Annotated in this window: 16 protein-coding genes, 3 pseudogenes and 1 riboswitch; of the genes and pseudogenes, 5 read left to right on the forward strand and 14 right to left on the reverse strand. The window is 70.6% G+C overall.

Features of this window, described 5'->3' with window-relative positions; translation table 11 throughout:
* Positions 1–112 precede the first annotated feature (112 nt).
* The 6 genes from ACF1FZ_RS19420 to ACF1FZ_RS19445 all read right to left on the reverse strand — a co-directional run bounded on the left by ACF1FZ_RS19420 (position 113) and on the right by ACF1FZ_RS19445 (position 9,829).
* Positions 113–3,085 carry a hypothetical protein gene (locus tag ACF1FZ_RS19420; protein ID WP_391774616.1) on the reverse strand — a complete coding sequence of 991 codons (2,973 nt, stop codon included), beginning with the start codon at positions 3,083–3,085 and terminating at the stop codon, positions 113–115.
* Between the two features lie 42 nt (positions 3,086–3,127).
* The gene (locus tag ACF1FZ_RS19425; protein ID WP_391774696.1) at positions 3,128–3,712 is read right to left on the reverse strand and encodes a DUF2690 domain-containing protein; all 585 of its coding nucleotides are present in this window, start codon (positions 3,710–3,712) and stop codon (positions 3,128–3,130) included.
* Positions 3,713–4,315: 603 nt separating this feature from the next.
* Complete coding sequence (locus tag ACF1FZ_RS19430) at positions 4,316–4,966, reverse strand: thymidine kinase (protein ID WP_391774617.1); 651 nt, start codon at positions 4,964–4,966, stop codon at positions 4,316–4,318.
* A gap of 49 nt (positions 4,967–5,015) precedes the next feature.
* Entirely contained in the window at positions 5,016–6,203 is a 1,188-nt protein-coding gene (locus ACF1FZ_RS19435) for an alkaline phosphatase family protein (RefSeq protein WP_391774618.1), read from the reverse strand.
* Positions 6,203–6,799, reverse strand: coding sequence for a DUF5998 family protein (locus ACF1FZ_RS19440; RefSeq protein ID WP_391774619.1), 597 nt, complete (start codon positions 6,797–6,799; stop codon positions 6,203–6,205). Before ACF1FZ_RS19440 ends, ACF1FZ_RS19435 begins: the two co-directional genes overlap by 1 nt.
* Before the next feature lie 60 nt (positions 6,800–6,859).
* A complete protein-coding gene (locus ACF1FZ_RS19445) occupies positions 6,860–9,829 on the reverse strand; it encodes a GNAT family N-acetyltransferase (protein ID WP_391774620.1) in 2,970 nt (989 codons plus the stop codon).
* A gap of 166 nt (positions 9,830–9,995) precedes the next feature.
* Between ACF1FZ_RS19445 and ACF1FZ_RS19450 the strand changes: the two genes are divergently transcribed.
* Complete coding sequence (locus tag ACF1FZ_RS19450) at positions 9,996–10,277, forward strand: HPr family phosphocarrier protein (RefSeq protein ID WP_391774621.1); 282 nt, start codon at positions 9,996–9,998, stop codon at positions 10,275–10,277.
* A 171-nt stretch (positions 10,278–10,448) separates the two neighbouring features.
* Here ACF1FZ_RS19450 and ACF1FZ_RS19455 read toward each other — a convergent pair whose 3' ends face one another.
* From ACF1FZ_RS19455 to ACF1FZ_RS19470, 4 genes are all read right to left on the reverse strand, one after another.
* Positions 10,449–11,153 carry a GntR family transcriptional regulator gene (locus tag ACF1FZ_RS19455; protein ID WP_391774622.1) on the reverse strand — a complete coding sequence of 235 codons (705 nt, stop codon included), beginning with the start codon at positions 11,151–11,153 and terminating at the stop codon, positions 10,449–10,451.
* A gap of 222 nt (positions 11,154–11,375) precedes the next feature.
* A complete protein-coding gene (locus ACF1FZ_RS19460) occupies positions 11,376–12,161 on the reverse strand; it encodes a M23 family metallopeptidase (protein ID WP_391774623.1) in 786 nt (261 codons plus the stop codon).
* A gap of 12 nt (positions 12,162–12,173) precedes the next feature.
* Positions 12,174–12,342, reverse strand: a riboswitch (cyclic di-AMP (ydaO/yuaA leader).
* A gap of 219 nt (positions 12,343–12,561) precedes the next feature.
* Positions 12,562–13,944, reverse strand: a complete 1,383-nt coding sequence (locus tag ACF1FZ_RS19465) for a M16 family metallopeptidase (protein ID WP_391774697.1) — start codon at positions 13,942–13,944, stop codon at positions 12,562–12,564.
* A 26-nt stretch (positions 13,945–13,970) separates the two neighbouring features.
* Entirely contained in the window at positions 13,971–15,323 is a 1,353-nt protein-coding gene (locus tag ACF1FZ_RS19470) for a M16 family metallopeptidase (RefSeq protein WP_391774624.1), read from the reverse strand.
* Positions 15,324–15,568: 245 nt separating this feature from the next.
* On the opposite strand from ACF1FZ_RS19470, the gene ACF1FZ_RS19475 reads away from it, so the two are divergent.
* Positions 15,569–18,019, forward strand: a complete 2,451-nt coding sequence (locus ACF1FZ_RS19475) for a DNA topoisomerase (ATP-hydrolyzing) subunit A (protein WP_391774625.1) — start codon at positions 15,569–15,571, stop codon at positions 18,017–18,019.
* Between the two features lie 25 nt (positions 18,020–18,044).
* Here the strand turns inward: ACF1FZ_RS19475 and ACF1FZ_RS19480 are convergent, their stop codons facing one another.
* Positions 18,045–19,109, reverse strand: coding sequence for a CobW family GTP-binding protein (locus ACF1FZ_RS19480; protein ID WP_391774626.1), 1,065 nt, complete (start codon positions 19,107–19,109; stop codon positions 18,045–18,047).
* A gap of 244 nt (positions 19,110–19,353) precedes the next feature.
* On the opposite strand from ACF1FZ_RS19480, the pseudogene ACF1FZ_RS19485 reads away from it, so the two are divergent.
* The 3 genes and pseudogenes from ACF1FZ_RS19485 to ACF1FZ_RS19495 form a co-directional block, all read left to right on the forward strand.
* A pseudogene (locus ACF1FZ_RS19485) lies at positions 19,354–19,850 on the forward strand (citrate/2-methylcitrate synthase); the annotation flags it as partial.
* Between the two features lie 151 nt (positions 19,851–20,001).
* Positions 20,002–21,726 (forward strand): ATP-binding protein, encoded by a 1,725-nt coding sequence (locus tag ACF1FZ_RS19490; RefSeq protein ID WP_391774627.1) that lies wholly within the window; start codon positions 20,002–20,004, stop codon positions 21,724–21,726.
* Positions 21,723–22,400 (forward strand): response regulator, encoded by a 678-nt coding sequence (locus tag ACF1FZ_RS19495; protein ID WP_391774628.1) that lies wholly within the window; start codon positions 21,723–21,725, stop codon positions 22,398–22,400. Before ACF1FZ_RS19490 ends, ACF1FZ_RS19495 begins: the two co-directional genes overlap by 4 nt.
* A 22-nt stretch (positions 22,401–22,422) precedes the next feature.
* On the opposite strand, the pseudogene ACF1FZ_RS19500 reads toward ACF1FZ_RS19495, so the two are convergent.
* The 3 genes and pseudogenes from ACF1FZ_RS19500 to ACF1FZ_RS19510 form a co-directional block, all read right to left on the reverse strand.
* Positions 22,423–23,223: pseudogene (locus ACF1FZ_RS19500) on the reverse strand (cation acetate symporter); the annotation flags it as partial.
* A 187-nt stretch (positions 23,224–23,410) separates the two neighbouring features.
* Positions 23,411–23,844, reverse strand: a pseudogene (locus ACF1FZ_RS19505) (DUF485 domain-containing protein).
* Positions 23,845–23,986: 142 nt separating this feature from the next.
* Complete coding sequence (locus ACF1FZ_RS19510; protein WP_391774629.1) at positions 23,987–26,113, reverse strand: type IIA DNA topoisomerase subunit B; 2,127 nt, start codon at positions 26,111–26,113, stop codon at positions 23,987–23,989.
* Between the last annotated feature and the right edge of the window lie 71 nt (positions 26,114–26,184).

Consider the following 26,184-nt stretch of genomic DNA (forward strand, 5'->3'; position numbering starts at 1 on the left):
GGATGCTCGGACGCCGTCGTCGTTCCGGCGCTGTTCCCGCTGCAGGAGACGGCTCCCGCCATGCCGATGACGACAGTCATCAGCACGGCGGGAACGCGGACGGCGGCGCGGATCACAAGCCACCGTCGACAAGGGCGCAGGCGCCGGGATCAGGTGAATTGAACGGGACGAAGGCGATCGCGTCGAACACCACGTTGTCGTCTCCGGTGCCGCCCTTGTGGATGTTGTCCGCCTCGATACGGCCACCCTTCCAGAAGCTGAAGGTGCCCATCTCGAACCAGGTGTCCTTGCCCGCGCTGCGGGTTCCCTGGTTGACGTTGCAGTAATCGGGTTTGGCGCCGGCCGTGTTGTCACCCGGAATGAAGTCGTACCGGACGACCGCTTCCGCCCCGTGGCTGGGCAGGTGGACGTAGACCTTGTAACGCTGGCCGGGCTGGTCCCCGGAGGGGAGATTGTTCTGGTTGACCTGCCACCGGCCGGTGACCCGGTGGAAGTTCTCACTGTATTCGTAGCTGTGCGTGAAGTAGACGTGGTGGTCGTACCCGGCGCCGAGCTGGTGGAGGTCGATGTTGGCGATGTAGGGGGTCGCGCGGAAGGAACCGTCCTCCCTCAGCGTGGTGATGTTGTCACCGGACTGGAGGGTGAACTTTCCGTCCCAGCCTCCCTCGAAGTCCCCGCAGCCGTAGGTGTCCTCGTGCTCTCCGAGGTCATCGACGATGATGGCGTTGGGGTAGACGCTCGGGTGGTCGATGCACGGGCCGTGCCCGTACTTGCTCTGGAGTTCGGGTTCCGCCGAGCCGAGCGAGTAGTTGAGCTTCTCGGTGCTGGAGTTGCCGGTGCTCTGCGGGCCCATCCAGTCCACGCTGCCGCTCCAGCGGCACTGCTCGTCCCAGCTCGGGCACGGGTCGGCCGCGTCCTCGTTGCACGCGTTGACGGACGGCTCGCAGAACAGGTCACGCGGCGGGGCCTTGACGATGCCGAACGGCATGTCCGGCTCCGAATAGGATTCCTCGCCGTTCCATGTCATCTGCGGGACTTCCGCCCAGCCGAGGATCTTCTCCGAGTAGGTCCACTCACCGGGGCGGGAGGCGTCGTTGTAGCTGTTGCGCAGGAACGGCTGCCGGTCAGCCGGGTACTCCGGGTTGATCGGGTTGTTGAAGAAGCCCAGGCCGACGATGCCGCTGGGGTTTTCGGCGCCGGGCATGTAGACGCCGGAGTTGTACCCCCACAGCGCCATGTACCAGTTCTCGATGTAGGCCGGGCTGCCGTTGTTCGTGTTCATGCCCAGCGCCTTGAGCTGGTTCCACTTCTCGGCCAGGATGCCCAGACCGGCGGCGATGTTCGCGGCGTAGTCCGTGGTGACGGCGCCTGCGCGCAAGGTGTCCAACTGCTGGTCGTGCTTCTCGGACATGCCGGTCGTGACCTGGGCGATGCCGTAGCCGCAGTCGGCCTTGTCCCTGTTGGGGTAGCCGTGGATGCCGTTCTCGTTACCGAGCCAGTCGGACCTGGTGACGTTGCCCGAGTCGCCGTTCATGGAGTGCCAGGACGCCTGCTTGAAGTTGGACTCCTGGGCGAGGATGCCCAGCATGACCTGAGCGGGGATCTCGCCTCCGCCGGTCAGCGACGGCTTGGGGAACAGCCCCTGCGGCGTGTAGGCGGCGAGACCGGTGTCGTGCCAGTTCTGCGGCCGCGAGATCTTCAGTTCGCCGTGGACGGCCTGGTCGACCGCCCACTCGACCATGTTCGCGCTGGCTTGGAGTGCCTGACGCTTGGGGTCGTTGCGCTTGACGATGCAGGGGGTTTCCATTTCCCCGACCTTGCCCCAGACCGGCGCACCCGACCCGGACAGGCACTGGGTCTCCGGGCCGCCCTCACCACAGGTGCGAGGGTCGTCGTCGTCGGCCATGGGGAACGCCGCCGGGTCCATCGGCAGCGAGGACTTCAGCTTCGGCCGCTTACGGTCGGCGTCCACGAGCTTGGTGGCCTTCGCGCCGGTCCTGAGCGCGGTCGCCTTGACGGTCAGCGACCCGGCGCCCTTGCCCGAGGGTGAGCCGATGCTCGTGGTGATGCCCTTCATCTGCTCGGAGAACACCGAGTTGGTCACCAGGTGACCGTGACGGGAGATCCCGGCCACCTGGCCGTCCACCGCGTGCTTGGAGAGCCCTGGAGCCTTGCTGGTGTCGATTCCCTTCACGTCACCGACGACCGCTGCGCCGCCGGCCACGGGGAGGAGTTTCACCTTCCCCTTCGGGGCGCGGCCCAGTTCGGTGAAGTCCTCGCCGTCGAAGCGGGAGATGACGCTCTTCTCGCCGTCGACCGTTCCGACGTCCACGGTGCCGTCCTTCGAGGCGGTCAGCGCGAACATCGGGCCGGGCACCGGGGCGAGCTTGCGGGCGGACAGCTCCTTGCCCTGGCCCTTGAGGTCGACCAGGCTGCCGTCGAGCACACCGACGGTGCCCTTCTGCGTCGGCGTCACATGTGTCAGGTAGCCGTCGACCGTGCGGCGGGAGGAGACCGACCCCGTGGCCGCGTCGACCGATGTCACCGTCGTGGAGCCGGCGGACCTGTCGGTGGCCGAGCTGGAGGTGAACGCCACCTCGTCACCCGTCCCGCAGCCCGGGGTGAAGTAGGCCAGTTGCACCCGGTCGGGAACCTCGGTGACCTTGCCGTCGGAGAGACGGATCACAGCGGCGAACGCGCCGCTCCTGTACGCTCCCGGCTCGTTCGACCAGGCCGACGGCGCGTAGACCGCTGCCGCGTAGTTCCCCGAACCCGTCGTGCAGACGTAGCCCGTCCACGGACCGGCGTCGGACAGTTCCTTGCGGTTGAGCCGGGCGATCTCGTAGAAGGAGAACCCGTCGTTCTCCTTCGCCGCGAGGATGTGCAGCCCCTCGGCGTCGCCGGTGGCCTGCACGATCGCGTCCGGCGAAGAGGCGTAGCCCGATCCCAGATCCTTGCTGGGCGTGGCGAACAGACGGGGCGTCGCGCCGTCCGCGGCGGTGGGGGCCGCCGTGGTGTCCGCGGAAGTCAGCGGTACCAGGACGGCGGACGCCGCCAGCACGCTCATGGCTATCAGCGGGTTCATGGAGAAGCGTCTTATGAACTGTCTTTTACGCATGATTTTTCCTTACAGCCAGTCCGTGCAACGGCCGTGTGCGGCAGGGAGGCTAGCGTCGACCGGCTTGTCTCCGGTCGCGGAGGGGTCGCTGAAGATGTACTTCATGGGCTGGGGGTCGTACTGGGCGTGGACGTCGTTCCAGCACGCCTTCGCCGTCGTTTTCTTCCAGTTCCGCATCTCGGTGTAGGCACCTGCCACGCCGTCGGTGAGCAGGCCCGCCGTGTCGTAGGCCTGGATGCCGCCGTCGGGATCACGTGTCGTCCACATCGTCAGGTACACGTAGTCGGGTGACGTGTCGAGATCGCGTGAGATCTTCGCCCATACCCCCTGGCAGTGCGGCGACCACATCAGCCGCACCGAGACCGACTCGTCCGCCTCGGTCACCTGCTGAAGAATCTCGGCGTCTTCGTCACACCCCATCTTTATGGGGTCCTTGCCCGCACAAGTGGCTCGAAAGCAGTCGTATGCGGCTGCCGGGGACGCCTGGATCCCCTGGAAGACCCCTGTCAGCAGCGTCAGGGCAGCCGCTGCCGGGCCCCATCTGCGTATGCCGTTCACACACATCACCTCAGATATTCCTTCTCCGTGCCGCATCGAGCGCAGCACGGATGACGGTGTTCACCCCTGTGCCGCTCCAAGCATCAGGGGAACGCGCGAAGTTTACGTGAACACGCCATCAAATGTGTGGAGTTACCAACTCTGAGCTGCGACGATGCCGAAACTGGACACGTCAGGGCACTGCACCTCATAGGGGCACACGGCCGCAGAGCGGAACATGTCAGGCGCTGTTCCCTCGTTCGGCAGGGCGCGTTCGGACAGCTGCGGCCTCCGACGGCCCGGGGAGCCGTCACCCGCTTCGGCAGGTGAGCAACCAGCACGTGGGCCGGACCGCCGGCGCCCCCGGAGCCCGTCTCCCGTACGTCCCGGGAAGACACCGGGCATTCCCAGCACGGTCACCGGTCGGGGGTGACGGGGAGCCACGCACGGGACTCCCCCGCCGTCGAGCGAGGCGTGGCCCGCCCGGTGTCCCGGCGGATCCTCCGTGACGCCCGATGCGGCCCGGTCCGGCCCGAATCGAATGACGTCGATCGCCGAAGCGATCCCCACCCTGGGAGCGGCAGCGCCGGAAAGCTCACCCACCCGCAGGGCAGCCGCGATCCCCGGCCCCAGGCACAGCCCGTCGTCCGTCCGGACCCCTCAGGCCGGGGCGACCGGCAGGACGTCCGGGGAGAGGGTGCCCGCATGAGCTGCGGCACTCGTCATACGGCGGCGGTGGTGACGACGGCAGAGGACCTCGTAACCGATGTCCGCGGCCGGCCGGTCGACATCACCGACGACGACCTGCTCCCCCTCGACCACCATCACCCCGCCCACCGTCCGCGCGTTGTGCGTCGCACGGGCACCGCACCAGCACATGGCCTCGACCTGGAGCGTCTCTATCCGGTCCGCAAGCTCGATCAGCCGCTGCGAGCCGGGGAAGAGCTTGGTCCGGAAGTCCGTGGTGATACCGAAGGCGAACACATCGAGGCCCAGGTCGTCGACGACCCTGGCCAGCTGGTCGATCTGTTCGGGAGCGAGGAACTGGGCCTCGTCCACGATCACATGATCGACCCTCTCGCCCCTCGACATCCGGCCCACCAGGTAGCCGTACAGATCCATCCCCGGGGCGACCTCGACCGCTTCCGTCACCAGACCGAGCCGCGACGACAGCTTCCCCTCCCCGGCCCGGTCGTCCCGGGTGAAGATCACTCCCTGCAGACCACGCGCCGACCTGTTGTGGCCGATCTGGAGGGCCAAGGTGCTCTTTCCGCAGTCCATCGTTCCGGAGAAGAACACAAGCTCGGGCATGAGGAGTCGAGCGCCTTTCGAGATGCGGTGCGGTGGGGCGGAATGAGGGCTACGAGCGTACTTCGAGGAGCGGCACCAGCTGTTCCACGGGGGTCAGCGATCCGTGCATCCCCACCATCGCGGACTCGTTGGGCTCCTTGACCGACGCGGTGATCACCACGTCGTCGTGAGCGGCCGCCACCACGTCGCCGATCCTTCCGTACACCCGCTCGTCGATGTGCGGGCCGAACCAGCCCGCCGCGATGGCCTCGTCACGGCCCGCCACCCAGAACTGCTCGCCGAGCACCTCGCGCCAGACGGTCAGTACGTCCGCCTGGGCCCCGGGGACCGCGTACACATGGCGGGCACGGCCCTCGCCGCCCAGCAGGGCGACTCCGGCACTCAGCTCCCAGTCCTCGTCGAAGTCGATGCGGGACTGCTCGTCGAACGGGATGTCGATCATCCCGTGGTCGGCGGTGATGTACAGCGCGGAGCGCGGCGGCAGCTGTTCGGCGAGGCGCCGGGCCAGCCCGTCGACGTACATCAGCTGGCCCCGCCAGGCGTCGGAGTCGACGCCGAAGCGGTGTCCCTGGCCGTCGACCTCGCTGTAGTACGTGTAGACGAGGGACCTGTCACCGGCGGCGAGCCGCTCGGCGGCGAGGTCCATCCGGTCCTCGCCGGTGAGCCGGCCGAGGAAGGACCCGCCGCTGAGCGCGACCTTGGTCAGGGGGGTCTGTTCGAAGTCCGGGGCGGAGACCTGAGCCGTGCGTACGCCGGCGGCGTCGGCGAGTTCGAAGACGGTGGGGTACGGCTGCCACGCCTCGAGGGAGGTCCACGGCTTCCAGCGGAGCTGGTTCATCAGCGCGTCCGTGTCCGGGTTGCGCACCGTGTACCCGGGAAGCCCGTGCTCGCCCGGGGTCAGACCCGTGCCGACCGAGGCGAGCGAGGTCGCCGTGGTGGACGGGAAACCCGACGTGACCGGCCGGCCTGTGCCGCCGCGGGAGGTGGGGAGCAGCGAGTGCAGGAAGGGCGCCTCGTCCGGGTGGGCCTTGATCTGCTCCCAGCCGAGCCCGTCGATCAGGAAGACGCAGTTCCGGTCGGCGGGGGCGAGCTCCGGGATCCTCGCCTCGAAGCCGGGTACTCCCTGGCCGGCGACGAGGGTCGGCAGCAGATCGGCGAGCGAGCCGGTGCCGTATTCCGGTACGGGCGCGGTCTCGGGAGCGAGCAGGACGGGGTCCTGCCAGGCGGGCTGGACCATCAGCGGGAGGACGTCGAGATCGCGGCCGTGGCCTCGGAGAGCGCCTGGGCGAAGGCGAGGGTCTGTCGCACCGTGTCGGGTCCGTCCCCGGCCTCGCTGACACGCAGGCTCAGGTCGTCGGCGGTGGAGCTGCCGGTGTAGCCGTGGTCGGCCTCGCAGTTGGAGTCGCCGCAGGCCGCGGGCTCGAGGTCGATACGGGAGACGGCGCCCCAGCCGATGGTCAGGACGACCTCGCGGGGCAGTGTGCCGGGCACGTACTTCTCGGGGTCGGCGACCACGCGGCTGACCACGACGGAGGAGATCCGGTCGAGCTTGACCGACTCGGTGGACGTCGTGGCGTAGGGCGTCGGGGAGCTGGTGTCGGCGGCCTGCTCGTCGGTGTGACTGACGATGAAGCGGGTGTCCGTCAGGACGAGGACCGTGACGTGGCGACGGACCTCGTTGGAATCGAAGGTGGTCTCCTGGTGCACCAGGTACGAGGCGACCGGTTCCCCGCCGACGGCGGCCTCCACCGCCTCGGCCACGAGGGCCGGGTAGTAGCCGCTGCGCTCGATCGCCGCGCGCAGCCCCTGGGTCGTCGTACCGGTCTTTGCCATGAGGACCATCCTACGGGGGGCCGGTGGCTGCCGGGGACGCCGTACGCGGGTCCGTACGCGTCAGTAGGCGGGGAGCCGGCGGGGACCGAGATCACTGCGGGCGGGCGGAGGGGCGAGCCGGACGCTCGCTCCGAGCACCGTCAGGCCGTGCGTGGCCACCACGACGGGTTCCAGGGCGACCGAAACCACCTCGGGGTGGTCGTCGACCAGCCGGGACACCCGCAGAAGGAGCTCTTCGAGCGCCGCGGTGTCCACCGGCGCGGAGCCGCGCCAGCCGAACAGCACCGGAGCCGCCTTGATGGAGCGGATCAGCTCTGCGGCATCGCGGTCGGTGGCGGGTACGAGGCGGTGGGCCGTGTCACCCAGCAGCTCCGAGGGTGCGCCGGCCAGGCCGAAGGAGAGGACGGCGCCGGCGGCCGCGTCGATGGACGCCCTGACGACGGTGTCGACGCCCCTGGGAGCCATGGCCTGGACGACGGGCCGGAGCTCGGCGGGCCTGCCGAGCAGTTCGGTCAGCTCGTCGTACGACCGGCGCAGGGCGCTCTCGTCGGCGAGATCGAGCCGGACACCACCGAGGTCGGCGCGATGCCGGAGATGGGGTGCGGTGGTCTTGAGGGCGACCGGGTAGCCGAGCTTCGCGGCGGCGGCGACGGCGGCCTCCGGATCGGGGGCGGGGAGCGCCGGCCGTACGTCGACGCCGTAGTGGGCGAGCAGTTCCCGGGCCTCGTCGGGGGTCAGCGGGCGGCCACGCGGATCGGGGGCCGGGCCGAGGAGCGTCCCGATCAGCCCGGCGGTCCCGTGCTCGTCGATGGTGTCGTCCAGGAATTCGGGCACCTTTCCGGGGGCGGCCGCCTGGCGCCGCCACCGGGCGTACTTCACCGCCTCGGCGAGTGCGCGGACGGCGCGCTCGGCGGCGGGGTAGGCGGGGATCCGCCCGGTGGCGGGGCCGGGGGCGCCCGCCTCCCTCGCGGGCACGGCCGGGACCGGTTCGTGCACAGGCGGGGCCGGTTCGTGCACAGGCGGGACCGGTTCGTGCACAGGCGGGGCCGGTTCGTGCACAGGCGGGGCCGGGGCCCCGGCCCGTGGCGCCGGGGTCCGGGAAGCGGGCGGAGGTGACTGCTCCTGGGCGGCCACCCGGGGCCCGGGCGGGGTGGTGGCCGTGCTCGCGGCGGCGGCGAGGGCCTGCGCCAGGCCGCCCATCTCCACGTGCACCACCGCCACCGGCTTGGCGGGGCCGGTGGCCGCCGCCTCGCGCAGTGCGGCCGCCAGGACCTCGCCGTCACCGGTCTCCGCCTCGCCGTCCTCCCCCACCCAGGGGATGGCGGTCACGATCACGGCGTCGCACGTCCGGTCGGCGAGCGCCTCGGTCAGCGCGTCCCGGAAGTCCTGCGGGCTCGCCGCCGTGGTGAGGTCGCGGGGTGGGCGCGGACGCAGCCCTTCCGCCAGGCAGGCGTCATAGGTGAGGAGGCCGAGCGACTCCGAGTTGCCCAGGATCGCGACCCGGGGGCCGTCCGGCAGTGGCTGGCCGGCGAGGAGCAGGCCGACGTCGACCATCTCCGTCACCGTGTCGACCCGGATCACGCCCGCCTGCCGCATCAGAGCGGAGACCGTCGCGTCGGGGATACGGCTGACCGGCACGGCGTGGCCCGGCGGATTGGTTCCGCTGTGCCGGGCGCCCTTCACCACGACCACGGGCTTCACGGCGGCCGTACGGCGGGCGAGCCGGGTGAACTTGCGCGGGTTGCCGAGTGATTCGAGGTACAGCAGGGCGACGTCGGTGCCCTGGTCCTCGAACCAGTACTGCAGGGAGTCGTTGCCGGAGACGTCGGCGCGGTTGCCCGCGGAGATGAAGGCCGACAGCCCGGCGCCCCTGCGGTGCAGACCGGACAGGAGGGCGATGCCGATGGCGCCGGACTGGGCGAAGAGCCCGATGCGCCCGGTCCGGGGCGACTCCGGCGCGAGGGAGGCGTTGAGGCGGACCGTGCCGGAGGTGTTGATGATGCCGAAGGCGTTCGGTCCGATGATCCGCATGCCGTACGAGCGCGCCTGCCGCACCAGTTCCCGCTGCCGTTCCCGGCCCTCGGCCCCGCGTTCGGCATAGCCGGCGGACAGGACCACGAGACCCTGGACCCCGTGCTCGCCGCAGTCGGTGACGACTTCGGGCACCCGGTCGGCGGGGACGGCGACGACCGCGAGATCGACCTGCTCGCCGATTCCGCCCACGGAACGGTGCGCGGGCACCCCGTCCACGGTGTCCAGGCCGGCTGCGAAAGACGTGTTCACCGCGTACGTGCGTCCGGTGAAGCCCGAGCCGAGGAGATTGCGCAGCACCGTCCGGCCCACGCCGCCCGGCGCGCGGCCGACGCCGACGACCGCGACGGACCCGGGGGCCAGCAGGCGCTGCACGGAGCGCGCTTCGGCACGCTGCTCACGGGCACGCTGGACGGCGAGGGACTCGGCCGTGGGTTCCAGGTCGAGAGTGAGGTGGACCGAACCGTCCTCGAAGCTGCGCTGCTGGGTAAACCCGGCGTCCCGGAATACCTTGATCATCTTGTTGTTGGCGGGCAGCACCTCGGCGGCGAAGCGGCGGATGCCCCGCTCCCTGGCCACCGCCGCGATGTGCTCGAGAAGGGCCGACGCCACGCCACGGCCCTGGTGCGCGTCCTGGACGAGGAAGGCGACCTCCGCCTCGTCCGCGGGGGCGGAGGCGGGCCGGCCCCGCTCGTCGATCCGGTCGAAGCGGACGGTCGCGATGAACTCCCCGCCGATCGTGACGGCGAGTCCCACCCGGTCGACGTAGTCGTGATGGGTGAAGCGGTGCACGTCGCGGGCGGACAGACGTGGGTAGGGGGCGAAGAAACGGTAGTACTTCGATTCGTCGGACACCTGCTCGTAGAAGCTGACCAGCCGCTCGGCGTCGCCCGTGGTGATGGGCCTGATGCGTGCGGTGCCACCGTCGCGGAGCACCACGTCCGCCTCCCAGTGGCCGGGATACGCGTGATGCGGACTCTGCTCCGCAGTGGGCTCCATGGGCAAAGCCTACGGCTCGGCACACCGGTCGCGGCGGGTTCGCGGCAGGGGCACCCTGGGGGAGCCCGCGGGCGGTGCGTGGCGGACGGTGCGGTGCCGGGCACAGCAGTACGCACTGCATGAGAGACTGGTCTAGACAACTCATTGACACGTGAAGGGCAGAACCATGGCTGAGCGCCGCGTCAACGTCGGTTGGGCCGAGGGCCTGCACGCCCGCCCCGCTTCCATCTTCGTCCGTGCCGCCACGGCTTCCGGCGTCCCCGTGACGATCGCCAAGGCGGACGGCGACCCGGTGAACGCCGCCTCCATGCTCGCGGTGCTCGGCCTGGGCGCCCAGGGAGGCGAGGAGATCGTGCTCGCGTCCGAGGTGGACAACGCCGAGGCCGCCCTGGACCGTCTGGCGAAGCTGGTCGCCGAAGGGCTCGAAGAGCTCCCGGAGACCGTCTGATCCCGGCCATTTCGAGCCGGAATCGTTTCTGCGGAAAAGCCGCGGCGCCCCCACCGGGCGCCGCGGCTTTTCCGTTTTCCTGTTTCCCGGCCCGGCAGGGCTCCGGAAAACGAATCGGAGCAGCAGGAAGAACTCCCCCGATAAACACCGTCCCTGTATACGGCCCCCTTGTTAATAGCGCACTCCCGCGATGTTTACGGGGTGTTGCGAAGTCCTCACCCGCGCCGGGCCCGCCGTGTGCCCCGGCCGGCCCGTGCGCCGCAGCCGATGGGCCGCGGCGGTCCGCTCGGCGTGCTGGGTGGCGAGCGCCCTGGCCCGCTCCGGATCACGGCGCGCGACGGCGTCGACGAGAGCTCCGTGCTCGGCCCAGGACTCCGCGGGGCGGACCGGCTGCTCGACGGCGTACATCCAGGAGATCTTGTGCCGGAGCTGGGTGAGGAGCGCGATCAGAGCGGGGCTGCCCGAGGCCTGTGCCAGCGTCTCGTGGAACCAGCCGCCCAGGGAGCGCAGATCCTCGCCCTCGCCGCGGCGCACCCGCTCCTGCCCCAGCCTCACCAGGCCACGCAGCACCTTGAGGTGCGCGTCCGTGCGACGCTGGGCCGCACGGGCGGCCCCGAGGGGCTCCAGGAGCATCCGGACCTCCAGGAGGTCGGCGGCCTCCTGTTCCGTGGGTTCGGCGACACAGGCACCGGCGTGCCGGCGGGTGATGACGAACCCCTCGGACTCCAGGGTGCGCAGCGCTTCTCGCACGGGGACGCGGGAGACGCCGTAGCGACGCGCGAGCACCTCTTCGGTGAGGCGGCTGCCGCGTTCGAAGACCCCGCAGACGATGTCGTCACGGATTGCCGTGCATACCGAATGCGCGGGAATGCGCATGTCCGAACCTCCGCCTTAATCCCCGCGGAACGCGGCCGATCGACGCCTGTTCCGCGACTCTATTGCAATCGGCGGGAATTTCCGATGGCGGGGCGTGAACCATGGATATCTTTTGGCCGGGGAGCACTTCCGCGGGGGGCTTCGGCGCACGTCTTGCTCAGACACGGCGAAGACCCCGGCTGATGCCGGGGCCTTCGCCGGAGCGTCGTCGTGCGGCGCGGGTCAGACCTGGACGCCGTGGGCGCGCAGATAGGAGACGGGGTCCATGTCCGAGCCGTACTCGGGGGTGGTCCGGGCCTCGAAGTGCAGGTGCGGCCCGGTGGAGTTACCGGTCGAGCCGGACAGGCCGATCTGCTCGCCCGGGCCGACGCTCTGGCCGACGGAGACACCGATCGAGGAGAGGTGGCCGTACTGGGTGTACGTGCCGTCCTTCATCCGGAGGACGATGTTGTTGCCGTACGCACCGCCCCAGCCCGCTTCGACGACCGTGCCGGCGCCGACCGCGACGACGGAGGTGCCGGACGCCGCCTGGAAGTCCACGCCGGAGTGGCTGCCGGAGGACCAGAGCGCGCCACCGGACCGGTAACCGGTGGTCACGTGCGAACCCGCCACCGGGAGATGGAAGGAGTTCAGCCGGGCCCGCTCGGCCGCGCGGGCGGCGCGGGCCTTCTCCTCGCGGACCTCCTCGGCGCGGGCCTCGGCCTTGCGCTCGGCCTCGGCCTTCGCCCTCGCCCTGGCTTCCGCTTCGGCCTCGGCCTTCGCGGCGAGCTCGGCCTGGTGCCGCTGCGCCTCGGCCTGGGCGTCGATCTGCGCGGCGAGGGTGGTGTCGAGTGCGACGGTCTGCGCGAGACCGGTGCCGACGGCCTCGGAGTCCGCCGCGAGGGCCGGGGTGGCCGTGGCGCCGATGACGCCGGTGGTGGCCAGGGCCGCGATGCCGGCGGCCTTGACACCCTTGCGCGCCAGGCGGCTCGGGGCACGGTGCTTCCCGGTGGCACGGATGAACGCCATGGAGGGGCTGGTCCTTTCCTTCCTTCTCGCCTACCGGGTTAGCTGACGGGTTCGGAGCAGGAAGGTCTCCTACGGGCCCCTGAGCCTCCGGTGAGGTGCAGGAGTCCGATTCACCCCAGGGACTTCATGGGTCCCCGGCTCCCCAGGCTCGCGCCTGACGGGGACTCGGCGATGGCTGTCCGGCGCCGCGGGTGCGGCAGTCGTCCGGCGGACAGCCGAGCCGACGCTAGAACGGTCAACTTTCCCTCTCCAAACGGAAAAGGTCTTTTGTCGCACATCCCACAGAGGAAATACGACCTTTCTCCGCGGACCGGACAAAACGACGGGCCTCGGCGCTCATGTGTGCGCCGGGGCCCGTCCTGTCCTGTCCCGTCCTGTCCCGTTCTTCCGGACGCTTCCGTCAGCCGCTGACGACCGACACCTCGCCGATCCCGAGCGCCCTCACGGGCTCGGCGATCTGCGCGGCGTCCCCGACCAGGACGGTGACCAGCCGGTCGACCGGGAACGCGTTGACCACGGCGGCGGTCGCCTCGACCGTGCCCGTCTCGGCCAGCCGGGCGTACAGCTTGGCCTGGTAGTCGTCAGGGAGGTGCTGCTCCACCTGATCGGCCAGGGTGCCGGCGACGGAGGCCGCCGTCTCGTACTTCAGCGGGGCGACGCCCACGAGGTTCTGCACTGCGGTCTCACGCTCGGCGTCGGTGAGCCCCTCGGCCGCCAGGGTGCGCAGGACCTTCCAGAGGTCGTCGAGCGCGGGACCGGTGGACTCCGTGTCGACGGAGCCGCTGATGGCGAGCATCGCGGCGCCGGTCGACCCGGACGAGGAACCGGGCGCGGTGGAGCGCAGCACCTGCCCGAAGGCCCGGACACCGTAGGTGTAGCCCTTCTCCTCGCGCAGCACGCGGTCCAGCCGGGAGGTGAGGGTGCCTCCCAGGCAGTACGTACCGAGAACCTGGGCGGGCCACACGCTGTCGTGCCGGTCGGCGCCGATCCGGCCGATCAGCAGCTGCGTCTGCACCGCTCCGGGACGGTCCACGATGACCACACGGCCGGTGTCGTCCGCGGTGATCGCAGGCGCGGGCCGTGCCTGGCCGGCATCTCCCGACCAGTCCCCGAGGGTGTCGGAGAGCAGCGCGTCCAGGTCCACCCCGGTCAGGTCCCCGACGACGACCGCCGTCGCGGTGGACGGGCGGACGTGCGCGTCGTAGAAGGCGCGTACGGCGGCGGCGTCGATCCGCCGGACCGTCTCCTCGGTGCCCTGGCGTGGGCGCGACATCCGTGCCGTGGCCGGGAAGAGCTCCTTGGAGAGCTGCTTGGCGGCCCGCCGGGCCGGGTTGGCCTGCTCGTGCGGGATCTCGTCGAGGCGGTTGCCCACCAGCCGCTCGACCTCGCTCTCGGCAAAGGCCGGGGCCCGCAGGGCCTCGGCGACCAGGCCGAGGGCCTTGGCCAGCCGGGAGACCGGGACCTCCAGGGACACGCGGAGACCGGGGTGGTCCGCGTGGGCGTCCAGCGTGGCGCCGCACCGTTCCAGCTCGGCGGCGAATTCCTCGGCGGAGTGCTTGTCCGTGCCTTCGGACAGTGCGCGCGCCATGATCGTGGCCACGCCGTCCAGGCCCTCGGGCTCGGCGTCCAGCGGGGCGTCGAGGAAGATCTCCACGGCGACGACCTGCTGGCCGGGCCGGTGGCAGCGCAGCACGGTCAGCCCGTTGGGCAGGGCGCCGCGCTCGGGTGCGGGGAAGGCCCAGGGCCTGGCCTCGCCTGCGGTCGGCTGCGGGTGGTACTCCATCGCTACTCCAGTCACGGCGGCGTCAGTCACTTGTCGGCCCCCTCGTGCGCGTCGGTGCCGTCCGTCTCGTCGGCCGGCTCGACCGGCTCGTAGACCAGGACCGCACGGTTGTCGGGGCGCAGGTGCGCCCGGGCGGCGGCCTTGACCTCGTCGGCCGTCACCTCGAGCACCCGGCCCACCGCGGTCAGGGCGAGCTGCGGGTCACCGAACAGGACGGCGTACCGGCACAGTTCGTCCGCGCGGCCGGCGACCGTGCCGAGACGGTCCAGCCACTCGCGCTCCAACTGCGCCTGTGCGCGCTCCATCTCCTCGGGCGTGGGGCCCTCCTCGGCGAAGCGCGCCAGCTCCTCGTCGACGGCTGCCTCGACCTGCGGCACCTCCACGCCGCCGGACGTCTTGACGTCCAGCCAGCCCAGTGAGGGTGCACCGGCCAGCCTGAGCAGCCCGAACCCGGCGGCCACGGCCGTACGGTCACGGCGGACCAGTCGGTTGTGCAGACGGGACGATTCGCCGCCGCCGAGCACGGTCAGCGCGAGGTCCGCGGCGTCGCACTCGCGCGTGCCGTCGTGCGGCAGGCGGTAGGCGGCCATCAGCGCACGCGCGGGGACCTCCTCCTGGACCACTTCGCGCAGCTGTTCGCCGATGATGCCGGGCAGCGTGCCGTCACGCGGGGGCTGCTTGCCGTCGTGCGAGGGGATGGAACCGAAGTACTTCTCGATCCAGGCGAGCGTCTGCTCCGGGTCGATGTCCCCGACCACGGAGAGCACCGCGTTGTTCGGCGCGTAGTACGTCCGGAAGAACGCCTGCGCGTCCTCCAGCGTCGCCGCGTCCAGGTCGGCCATCGAGCCGATCGGCGTGTGGTGGTACGGGTGGCCCTCCGGGTAGGCGAGGGCGGTGAGCTTCTCGAAGGCCGTGCCGTACGGGACGTTGTCGTAGCGCTGGCGGCGCTCGTTCTTCACGACGTCCCGCTGGTTCTCCATGGACTCCTCGTCGAGCGCGGCGAGCAGCGAGCCCATCCGGTCGGCCTCGAGCCACAGGGCCAGCTCCAGCTGGTGCGTGGGCATCGTCTCGAAGTAGTTGGTGCGTTCGAAGCTGGTCGTGCCGTTCAGGGAACCACCGGCCCCTTGCACCAGCTCGAAGTGCCCGTTCCCCTTGACCTGGCCCGAGCCCTGGAACATCAGGTGCTCGAAGAGGTGAGCCAGGCCCGTGCGTCCCTTGACCTCGTGGCGGGAGCCGACGTCGTACCAGAGGCAGACCGCGGCGACGGGGGTCAGGTGGTCCTCGGAGAGCACCACGCGCAGGCCGTTGGCCAGACGGTGCTCGGTCGCCGTCAAGCCGCCGGAACCGGCCTGGGCTGTGGCCGTGTGACCCATGGGCATGTACGTCCCTTCGATCGGTACAGGATTTCCTGCCGGACCTGCCACTCTAAGCAAGCGCACGGGCACCTGGCGAAGTTCCCGTCGGGTGAATGTTGTCGTAGATGCTGCCGCAGGCAGGGCCCGGTGGGGGCCCCTGGGGCCGCTTCGGACGGGTCGAGGTCGGCGTTGTCGGTACGGCGGTCCACAATGGTCGGCGTCAGTACCTGAGGTTGCCCGACAGAAACTGTGAAGGAGTCGCAGCCGCGATGGCCCGCCGCAGCACGAAAACCCCGCCGCCGGACGACTTCGAGGAGAAGATCCTCGACATCGACGTCGTCGACGAAATGCAGGGCTCCTTCCTCGAGTACGCGTACTCGGTGATCTACTCCAGGGCGCTGCCCGACGCCCGCGACGGCATGAAGCCCGTGCACCGTCGCATCGTGTCCCAGATGCACGAGATGGGACTGCGCCCCGACCGCGGTTACGTGAAGTGCGCGCGTGTCGTCGGCGAAGTCATGGGCAAACTGCACCCGCACGGTGACGCGTCGATCTATGACGCACTGGTGCGCATGGCACAGCCGTTCTCGATGCGCCTGCCCCTCGTCGACGGGCACGGCAACTTCGGCTCACTGGGCAACGACGACCCGCCGGCCGCCATGCGGTACACCGAGTGCCGGATGGCCGACGCCACGTCCCTCATGACGGAGTCGATCGACGAGGACACCGTCGACTTCCAGTCGAACTACGACGGCCAGGAACAGGAGCCGGTCGTCCTCCCGGCGGCGTACCCGAACCTCCTGGTCAACGGCGCTTCCGGGATCGCGGTCGGCATGGCGACCAACATGCCCCCGCACAACCTCGGTGAGGTCATCGCCGCCGCCCGCCACCTCATCCGGCACCCGGGGGCCGATCTCGAGACGCTGATGCGTTTCGTCCCGGGCCCCGACCTGCCCACCGGCGGCCGGATCGTCGGCCTGGGCGGCATCAAGGACGCCTACGCCGCAGGGCGCGGCACGTTCAAGATCCGCGCCACGGTCGCCATAGAGAACGTCACGGCCCGCCGCAAGGGTCTCGTCGTCACCGAGCTGCCCTTCACCGTCGGCCCGGAGAAGGTGATCGCCAAGATCAAGGACCTCGTGGGCTCGAAGAAGCTCCAGGGCATCGCGGACGTCAAGGACCTCACCGACCGGGCGCACGGTCTGCGCCTGGTGATCGAGGTCAAGAACGGATTCGTGCCGGAGGCCGTGCTGGAGCAGCTCTACAAGCTGACGCCGATGGAGGAGTCCTTCGGCATCAACAACGTGGCGCTGGTCGACGGACAGCCGCTCACCCTGGGGCTCAAGGAGCTCCTGGAGGTCTATCTCGACCACCGCTTCGACGTGGTGCGGCGGCGCAGCGAGTTCCGCAGGACCAAGCGCCGTAACCGGCTGCACCTGGTCGAGGGTCTCCTCGTGGCGCTGCTCGACATCGACGAGGTCATCCGCCTCATCCGGGACAGCGACAACTCGGCGCAGGCGAAGGAGCGCCTGATGGAACGCTTCTCGCTGAGCGAGATCCAGACCCAGTACATCCTGGAGACCCCGCTGCGCAGGCTCACGCGCTTCGACAGGATCGAGCTGGAGACCGAGCGCGACAAGCTCACCGAGGAGATCGCCCGGCTGACCGCGATCCTGGAGTCGGACGCCGAACTGCGCAAGCTGGTCTCGTCGGAACTGGCCGCGGTGGCGAAGACGTTCGGCACCGAGCGGCGCACGGTACTGCTGGAGTCGGCCGGCTCGCAGGTGGCCTCGGTGCCCCTGGAGGTCGCCGACGACCCGTGCCAGGTGCTCCTCTCCTCGACCGGTCTCCTGGCCCGTACGGCCAGTGCCGAACCCGTCGTGCAGGCCGAGGACGCCAAGCGCACCAAGCACGACGTGATCGTCTCGGCCGTCCCCGCCACGGCACGGGGGGACGTGGGTGCGGTGACGTCCGCCGGACGGCTGCTCCGGCTCTCGGTGATCGACCTGCCGCAGCTGCCGGACACCCATGCCGCTCCGAACCTGTCGGGCGGCGCCCAGATCGCGGAGTTCCTGACGCTCGAGGCGGACGAGGACCTGCTCTGCCTCACCACTCTGGACGAGGAGTCGCCGGGCCTGGCCGTCGGCACCCTGCAGGGGGTGGTGAAGCGCGTGGTTCCGGACTACCCCGCCAACAAGGACGAGCTGGAGGTCATCTCGCTGAAGGACGGCGACCGGATCGTCGGCGCCACGCAGCTGCGTACGGGCGAGGAGGACCTGGTCTTCATCACGTCCGATGCGCAGTTGCTGCGTTATCCGGCCGCGTCGGTGCGTCCGCAGGGGCGCGCGGCGGGCGGTGTGGCGGGCATCAAGCTCGCGGCGGGCGCCACCGTTCTCTCGTTCACCGCGGTGGACCCCTCGGCCGACGCCACGGTGTTCACGGTCGCCGGGTCGCACGGCACGCTGGACGACTCGGAGCGGACCTGGAAGCTCACCCCGTTCGACCAGTATCCGCGCAAGGGCAGGGCCACCGGCGGAGTGCGCTGCCAGCGCTTCCTCAAGGGGGAGGACGTCCTGGTGTTCGCCTGGGCGGGCGAAGCCCCGGCACGGGCGGCGCAGAAGAACGGCGCGCCGGCCCAGCTGCCGGCCCCGGACCCGCGCCGTGACGGTTCGGGGACGCCACTGACGAGTCCGGTCGCGGTGATCGCCGGACCGCTGTAGGGCACCGGCCGGACGGCGAGGGGCTTCAGGCCTCGTCGTCGTCCGGCTGCCGCACGTACCGCAGGACGCCCCACATGCTGCGCTCCAGCTCCTCGCCGGCCTCCTGCCCGGGGTCCTGGCAGGCATCGAGTTCCTTGTGCAGCGCCTCGGCGTCGATACCGGAGCCGATCAGTACCAGCTGCGTCCGCCGCGGTTCGCCGCGGGCCCAGCGCTGCGGCACGAAGCGCAGGAACCTGCCGACGGCGTGCAGGGAGTACCGGTTGCCGGGGTCGCCCGCGCCGAAGTGGGCGAAGCCCTTGATCCGGTAGAGGCCCACGGGCCTGGAATCGAGGAATGCCATGAAGCGGCGGGGGCTGAGCGGCACCTCGGCGGTGAAGGAGACACTCTCGTACGCCGCGTGCGGGTGGTCCTCGTGCGTGCGGTCGGCTCCGGGGAGCAGTTCCTCGAACGTCAGCTGGCGGAAGGAGCCGTCCTCCTCCGGCCGGAACACGGGGTCGAAGAGGAGCTCCGGGTCGATCCTCCCGTACGCGGCGCAGATGACCGCCGCCCGGTCCCCCGCGGCGCCGACCGCCTCCCGCACAGCCCGCAGCTCCGCGTCCGTGACCCGGTCGGTCTTGTTCAGGACGATCAGATCGGCGACGGCGAGATGGCGGTCGATCCCGGGGTGGCGCTCCCGGGTGGCGGGGAATTCGGCGGCGTCGACGACCTCGACCAGTCCCCCGTAGCGGACGCGTGGGTTGTCGCTGGCCAGCAGCATCCGTACGAGCTCCTGGGGCTCGGCGAGACCGCTCGCCTCGATGACGATCACATCGATCCGGGCGGCGGGCCCGGTCAGCGTCTCCAGATAGGCGTCGAGCTCGCTCGCGTCGACGGCGCAGCACAGACAGCCGTTGCCCAGCGAGACCGTGGAACCGACCTGCCCCGCGACGGTCATCGCGTCGATCCCGATGGACCCGAAGTCGTTGACGATGACGCCGATCCGGTTCCCCGTCCTGTTGCGGAGCAGATGGTTGAGCAGTGTCGTCTTGCCGGATCCGAGGAACCCCGCCAGGACGACGACCGGGATCTGCGGGGCGCTGGGCGGGGTCAACGGGGCCTTCCTCGGGTCGGTCGGAGTGCGGGCACGGGGGCGGGGTCCCGACACAGCGGGCCACCGGGCGGATGATCTTCGAGTCCTCCGCCTGCTCCAGGATATTGGCGCTCCGGCCGGCCCTGCGCGCGGTACGGAAGACGGGGTGACATCGCACGGGGCAGCGCAGAGCTCCATGACGACCACGGCGCGGAACTCCACGTTCGTGTGCGGCCCGCGTCCCGGCTCGATCCCGGCGAGGACCGCCTCCACCCGGGCGCACCCGCAGGCCGTGGTCTCCGCGGGACCGGGCGTGCCGGAGGGCCCGCTGCACGGCGCGGCGAGCGGGCCCCGCGCACCGCGTGCTGTCCGAGGCCGTGGACCGGGGCAGCGCGGCTCCGGTCGTCGCGGATCATCCGTGCGCGGCCGGCGGGTGCCGGGGCTCGGCCATCGCCTCCGCGAGGTCGGGAGGCCGCGGACCGGTCCGCTGTTCGCACCACTGGACGAGGTGCCGCAGGCGGCCCCCGTGACGGCGGCGGACCGTGGCGTGGTCGCGGCCACCGCCCGTCACTCGCCACTGCACGCCGGTGCCGGCCTGGCCGTGGCCGTGTTCCCGGTCACGTACGCATGGCGGCCGAGACGGTGTCCGCCGTGGCGCGCACGGCGGGCTGGATCGCCCGCGCCCCGGAGGAGTACGCGGAAGAGCCGCTGCGCATGCGGCCCGGTGGTCAGTGCAGCGGCCCCCACGTGCCACAACCCCTGCGGGCTTCGAAAGCACCCGCCCCGCGAGCGGAACCACCGCGGAGGAGCCTTTGCTCAGGGAAACTCACCGGTTCCCCATCAGCGTGCTCGGAAGGCGGTCGGACGGCAAAGAGATTTCGGTCAGCACGTTTTGCCCTCTACCGTTCGTACGATGAGCGCCCCACCGACCACCCCACGGGCACCGCGCCGGTTCGGCTGGCCACAGCGGGTCTTCTCCCAGGTACTGCTGATGCAGCTGGCCGTCATCACCGGTGTCACGGTCCTCGTCACCGGCCTCTTCCTGGCACCGCTCAGCGCCCAGCTCGACGACCAGGCGATGCGCCGTGCCCTGGCGATCGCGCAGAGCACGGCGGCACAGCCGCAGATCGCCGCCTCCCTGCTCACCACCGAGCCTCGCCCGGACGGTGCCGTCCAGAACGCTGCTGAGCGGATCAGGCGGTCGACCGGTGCCGAGTACGTCGTGGTCATGGACAAGCAGGGGGTGCGCTGGTCGCACACGGACTCCTCCCGGATCGGAGACGTCGTCTCCACCGACCCCAGCACGGCGCTCGCCGGCAGGTCCGTCATGGAGATCGACAGCGGCACGCTCGGACGCTCGGCCCGCGGCAAGGTACCGCTGCTCGACGGATCGGACCGGGTCGTCGGCGCCGTCTCGGTCGGCATCGCGTACGACAGCGTCCGCGCCCGGCTGCTCGCCGCGATCCCCGGACTCCTCGCGTACGCGGGCGGTGCGCTGGCCGCAGGAGCGCTGGCCGCCTACCTGATCTCCCGCCGCCTCCAGCGGCAGACCCATGACCTGGCATTCTCCGACATCTCGGCGCTGCTGGCCGAACGCGAGGCCATGCTGCACAGCATCCGTGAGGGGGTCGTCGCGATCGACCGCACGGGACGCGTCAGGCTCCTGAACGACGAAGCGCAGCGGTTGCTGGGCCTTGGTCCCGAAGCCGCTGGAAAGCGGCTCGACGGAGTCCTGGGCACGGGCCGGACCACCGACGTGCTGGCCGGCCGCGTGGCCGGCGAAGACCTGGTGACGGTCCGCGGCAGCCGGGTTCTGCTCGCCAACCGGATGCCGACCGACGACGGTGGGGCCGTGGTCACTCTGCGCGACCGTACGGAGCTGGAGTACCTCGGCCGTGAGCTCGACTCCACGCGCGGCCTGATCGACGCGCTCCGCGCCCAGGACCACGAGCACGCCAACCGGCTGCACACCCTCCTGGGACTGCTGGAACTGGAGATGCACGAGGAAGCCGTGGAATTCGTCACGGAAGTCGTCGGCGTCCACCGGGCGACAGCCGAGCAGGTCACCGAGAAGGTTCACGACCCTCTGCTGGCCTCGCTCCTGGTCGGCAAGGCGACCGTGGCCGCAGAGCGCGGGGTGGCCCTGCGCATGGCCCCCGGAACACTGCTGCCGGACCGGCTGGTGGACCCGCGCGGTCTCGTCACGGTGCTGGGCAATCTCGTCGACAACGCGCTGGACGCGGCCTCGGGATCGGCCGGCGCCCAGATCGAGGTCGGGCTGCGGGCGGAGGGCCGTACGGTGGTACTGAGGGTGCACGACAGCGGCCCCGGTGTACCCGCAGACGACCACGAGTCCATCTTCATGGAGGGCTGGTCGACCAAGGAGCTCCCCGCCCACGGAAAGCGCGGTCTGGGCCTGCCGCTGGTCCGGCGCCTCGCCGAACGGCAGGGCGGCAGCGTTGCCGTATCGGGTTCCCCCGAGGGCGGAGCGGTGTTCACCGTCGTCCTCCCGGAGGCCCTGGACGAACCGGAACGGCTCGGTGTCAGCGCAGAAGGCGGACCGGAACGGCTCGGTCCCCCCGCCGTGAGTGGCCCGGCGGCCCCCGGACGGCCCGCGACGTCAGGAGAAGCCCCGTGATCGAGGTTCTGGTCGTGGACGACGACGTACGGGTCGCCCGGATCAACGCGGCCTACGCCACCAAGGTGCCCGGATTCCGGGTGGCCGCCACGGCCCACTCGGCAGCCGAGGCTCTCGCCAGGATCAACGAGGTCCCCGTCGATCTGATCCTGCTCGACCACTATCTGCCGGACCGCAACGGCCTGGCCGTGGTGCGGGAACTGCGCGCACTCGGCCATCACACCGACGTGATCATGGTGACGGCCGCCCGCGACGTCGCGACCGTGCAGGCGGCGATGCGCCACGGAGCCCTCCAGTACCTGGTGAAGCCGTTCGCGTACGCCGGGCTTCGCACCAAACTGGAGGCGTACGCGGCACTGCGCCGCAGCTTCGAGGGTGGCGGTGAGGCCGAACAGACGGACGTGGACCGGCTGTTCGGGGCATTGTGGGCCACGGGAGGATCCGGCCTGCCCAAGGGGCATTCGGCGACGACCGCGGAACTGGTCCGCCAGGCCCTTCGGGCGGCCGACGGACCGCTCTCCGCGCAGGAGCTCGCGGAGAGCGCCGGAATGAGCCGGCAGACGGCCCAGCGCTATCTGAAGCTGCTGGAACGCACGGGACGGGTGCGGCTGTCCCTCAAGTACGGCGAGACGGGCCGCCCTGAACACCGGTACACCTGGGCCACCGGTTCCTGAAACCGCCGGGCCGCTGCCACGCCTACGCGGCCCCCGCGCCGGCGAGCGACCGGACCTCCGTCTCCGCGTGCTTGGCCGGGTCGGGCGGCTCGGGTGAAGTGACCGTGCCGATCCAGCCGGCCAGGAAGCCCGCCGGGACCGACACGAGCCCTGGGTGCTCCAGGGGGAAGAACGCGAGGTCCGCACCGGGGAAGGGCGATGTGGGGCTCCCTGAGGCGACCGGCGGGAGCAGGACGAGCAGAACGGCGGGGAACAGTCCGCCGTAGACGGACCAGACCGCTCCCCGCGTGGTGAAGGCCCGCCGGAACAAGGAGGAGAGCAACGCGGGCAGATTGGCGGAGGCCGCGACGGCGAAGGCCAGCCCCACCAGGAACGCGACGTTCAGATCCTGGGCGAGGAGACCCAGTGCGATGGCCACCACCCCGCTGCCCGCCACGGCCACCCGGGCGACGCCGACCTCGCTCCGCCGTTCGGCACCCGGCCACCGGAAGGAGGCGTGGAGGTCGTGGGCCACGGAGGCGGAGAAGGCGAGGGTGATACCGGCGACGGCGGCCACGACGGCGAAGAGCACCGTGCCGGCCGTGGAGCCCTCACCGCCTCCGAGGACGAGCGCCAGGAGCGGGACGGCTGTGTTCCCCGAGGCGCTGGACGCGCGCACGTCCGCGGAGCCGACGAGCGCGGCCGCTCCGAGTCCGAGCACGATGGTCCTCAGGTGGAAACCGCCGATCAGCCCGATGGACCAGACGGCGGAGTGCCGGGCCGCCCGGGCGGTCGGAACCGTGCAGAAACGCGCCAGGATGTGCGGCAGGCCGGCGGTGCCGAGGAACGACGCGGCGGACATGCAGTCACCGGCGATGGCGAATCCGTTCTCCATGGGGGCAGAACAGCCGGCCGCCCGCGTAGAACTCCTCGGCGGAACCCTGTCTGTTCCGGCCGGCCCAGATGGTGATGCCGAGCGTCGCGCCGATGAACACGCTGAACAGCAGCAGGCCGGCTTCTGGTGGTCCCCCTCACCGGCCGGCCCCTCTTGCCATCTCCTGGGTCTCCCAGCGCAGTTCCAGCGCGGCACGGTCCCGGTGCAGACGTGCATGGCGGGCGTAGGCCCAGGTGAGCAGGAAGGTGGTGAGGAACTAACTGCCCGAGCCCTGCCACCATGGCCACGTTGAGCACACCGGCGACAGAAAGCGCCATCAGGTCGTGCGCAGTGGTGGCCGCGATGGCACAGGCGAGGTACCAGAGCAGGAAGGCGACCGCCGCAGGGACCACGAACCGCCGGTAGCGGCAGCGCACTTCGCGGAATGCCGGGCTGTTCCGCACCTCCAGGTAGATCTCGGCCGCGCTGCTCCGCCGACCGGGACCGCCCGTCGGCCGCGACGGCCTCCGTACCGTCCGGCTCGCCCCACCCACCGCCCGGCACCTCGTGCCACGGGTCGTCGAGCCGCATCGTCGCGGCATCCGGCCCTGCTTCCTTCTCCACCGGCGAACCCCCTTGCCCACGAACCTCCGGCTGTGTGCACAGCCCACGACCGGATCGGCTCAGGGGAGCCGGCCGCGGGGGGAGCGGACTCCCCCCGCGGTGGAGAACGTCAGACGTCGATGCGCGAGCGGTCCAGGGTGGCGGCGGAACTGGTGATGAACTCCTTGCGGGGGGCCACCTCGTTGCCCATCAGCAGATCGAAGACCTGCTCGGAGGACTCCAGGTCACCGATGTTGATCCGGCGCAGGGTGCGGTGGCGCGGATCCATCGTGGTCTCCGCCAGCTGGTCCGCGTCCATCTCGCCCAGGCCCTTGTACCGCTGGATCGAGTCCTTGATCCGGACGTTCTTCCGCTGCAGCTCCAGCAGGGTCTGCCTGAGCTCGTTGTCGGAGTACGTGTAGATGTACTTGTCCTGGCCCTTCTTGGGCTGGACCAGTTCGATCCGGTGCAGCGGCGGCACGGCCGCGAAGACCCTTCCCGCCTCGACCATCGGCCGCATGTAGCGCTGGAAGAGCGTGAGCAGCAGGGTGCGGATGTGTGAACCGTCGACGTCGGCGTCCGTCATCATGATGACCTTGCCGTAACGCGCCGCGTCGATGTCGAAGGTGCGGCCGGAGCCCGCTCCTATGACCTGGATGATGGCCCCGCACTCGGCGTTCTTGAGCATGTCCGAGACAGACGACTTCTGGACGTTGAGGATCTTCCCGCGGATCGGGAGCAGGGCCTGGAACTCACTGTTGCGGGCCAGCTTCGCGGTGCCGAGGGCCGAGTCGCCCTCCACGATGAAGAGCTCGCTGCGCTCCACGTCGTCGCTCCGGCAGTCGGCGAGCTTCGCGGGCAGCGAGGAGGACTCGAGCGCGGTCTTGCGGCGCTGGGCGTCCTTGTGCTGGCGGGCGGCGATACGGGTGCGGGCGGCGGCCACGGTCTTGTCCAGCACCGCCCTGGCCTGGGCCTTGGCGTCGCGCTTCGTGGACGTCAGGAACGCCTTGAGCTCCTTGGCGACCACGTTGGCCACGATCCGGTTGGCCGCAGAGGTGCCCAGCACCTCCTTGGTCTGCCCTTCGAACTGGGGTTCCGCGAGCCGTACGGTGACGACCGCGGTCAGCCCTTCCAGGGCGTCGTCCTTGACGATGTCGTCCTCGGCGACGCGCAGCAGCTTGGCGGAGCGCAGGACCTCGTTCACCGTCTTCGTGAGGGAGCGCTCGAAGCCGGTGACATGGGTGCCGCCCTTGGGAGTGGCGATGATGTTGACGAAGGACTTGAGGTTGGTGTCGTAGCCGGTGCCCCAGCGCAGGGCGATGTCGACTCCCAGCTCACGGGTGACCTCGGTGGCCGTCATGTGCCCCCGGTCGTCCAGGACCGGCACGGTCTCCTTGAAACTTCCCGTTCCGGTCAGGCGCTGAACGTCGCAGACGGCCTTGTCCTGCGCCAGGTACTCGCAGAACTCGCTGATCCCGCCGTCGAAACGGAAGGTCTCCTCCGTCTTGCCCTCACCGTCGATGCCCCGCTCGTCGCGTACGACGATGGTCAGGCCGGGCACGAGGAACGCTGTCTGGCGCGCCCGCTGGTACAGCGTCTCCAGGTCGAGCCTGGCGTCCTTGAGGAAGATCTGGCGGTCCGCCCAGTACCGCACCCGGGTACCCGTACGCGTCTTCGGGACGCGCTTGCCCTTGCGGAGGCCGTTGGCCGGGTCGAAGGTGCTGTCCGGTCCCTGGCCGGTGAACATGCCCGGGACACCACGCCGGAAGCTGATGGAGTGGGTCGCGCTGTTGCGGTCGACCTCGACGTCCAGCCGGGCGGAGAGCGCGTTCACGACCGAGGCGCCGACACCGTGCAGGCCGCCCGAGGCCGCGTAGGACCCGCCGCCGAACTTTCCGCCGGCGTGCAGCTTGGTCATGACGACCTCGATGCCGGAGAGCCCTGTCTTGGGCTCCACGTCGACCGGGATGCCCCGGCCGTTGTCACGGACCTCCACGGAGGCGTCGTCGTGGAGGATGACCTCGATGCTGTCGCAGTAACCCCCGAGAGCCTCGTCGACCGAGTTGTCGATGATCTCCCAGAGGCAGTGCATGAGTCCGCGGCTGTCCGTGGACCCGATGTACATCCCGGGACGCTTGCGGACCGCTTCGAGTCCCTCGAGAACGAGCAGGTGCCGCGCGGTGTAGTTGGAGCTGTCCCTGTCTGCGCCGCCTGCTCCGGTCAGCAGCGCAGTGGACGGCACGGAATCGGCGCTCACGCGGTTCGCTCCTCGCTGAATTTCATGTGGGGCCCAGTGGGTAACGGGCTCGGCCTCGGTAGCCGCTGAGA

Origin of the sequence: Streptomyces sp. NPDC014623 (assembly GCF_043088245.1) — a bacterium.
In the GTDB taxonomy this organism is placed as follows: Bacteria; Actinomycetota; Actinomycetes; order Streptomycetales; family Streptomycetaceae; genus Streptomyces.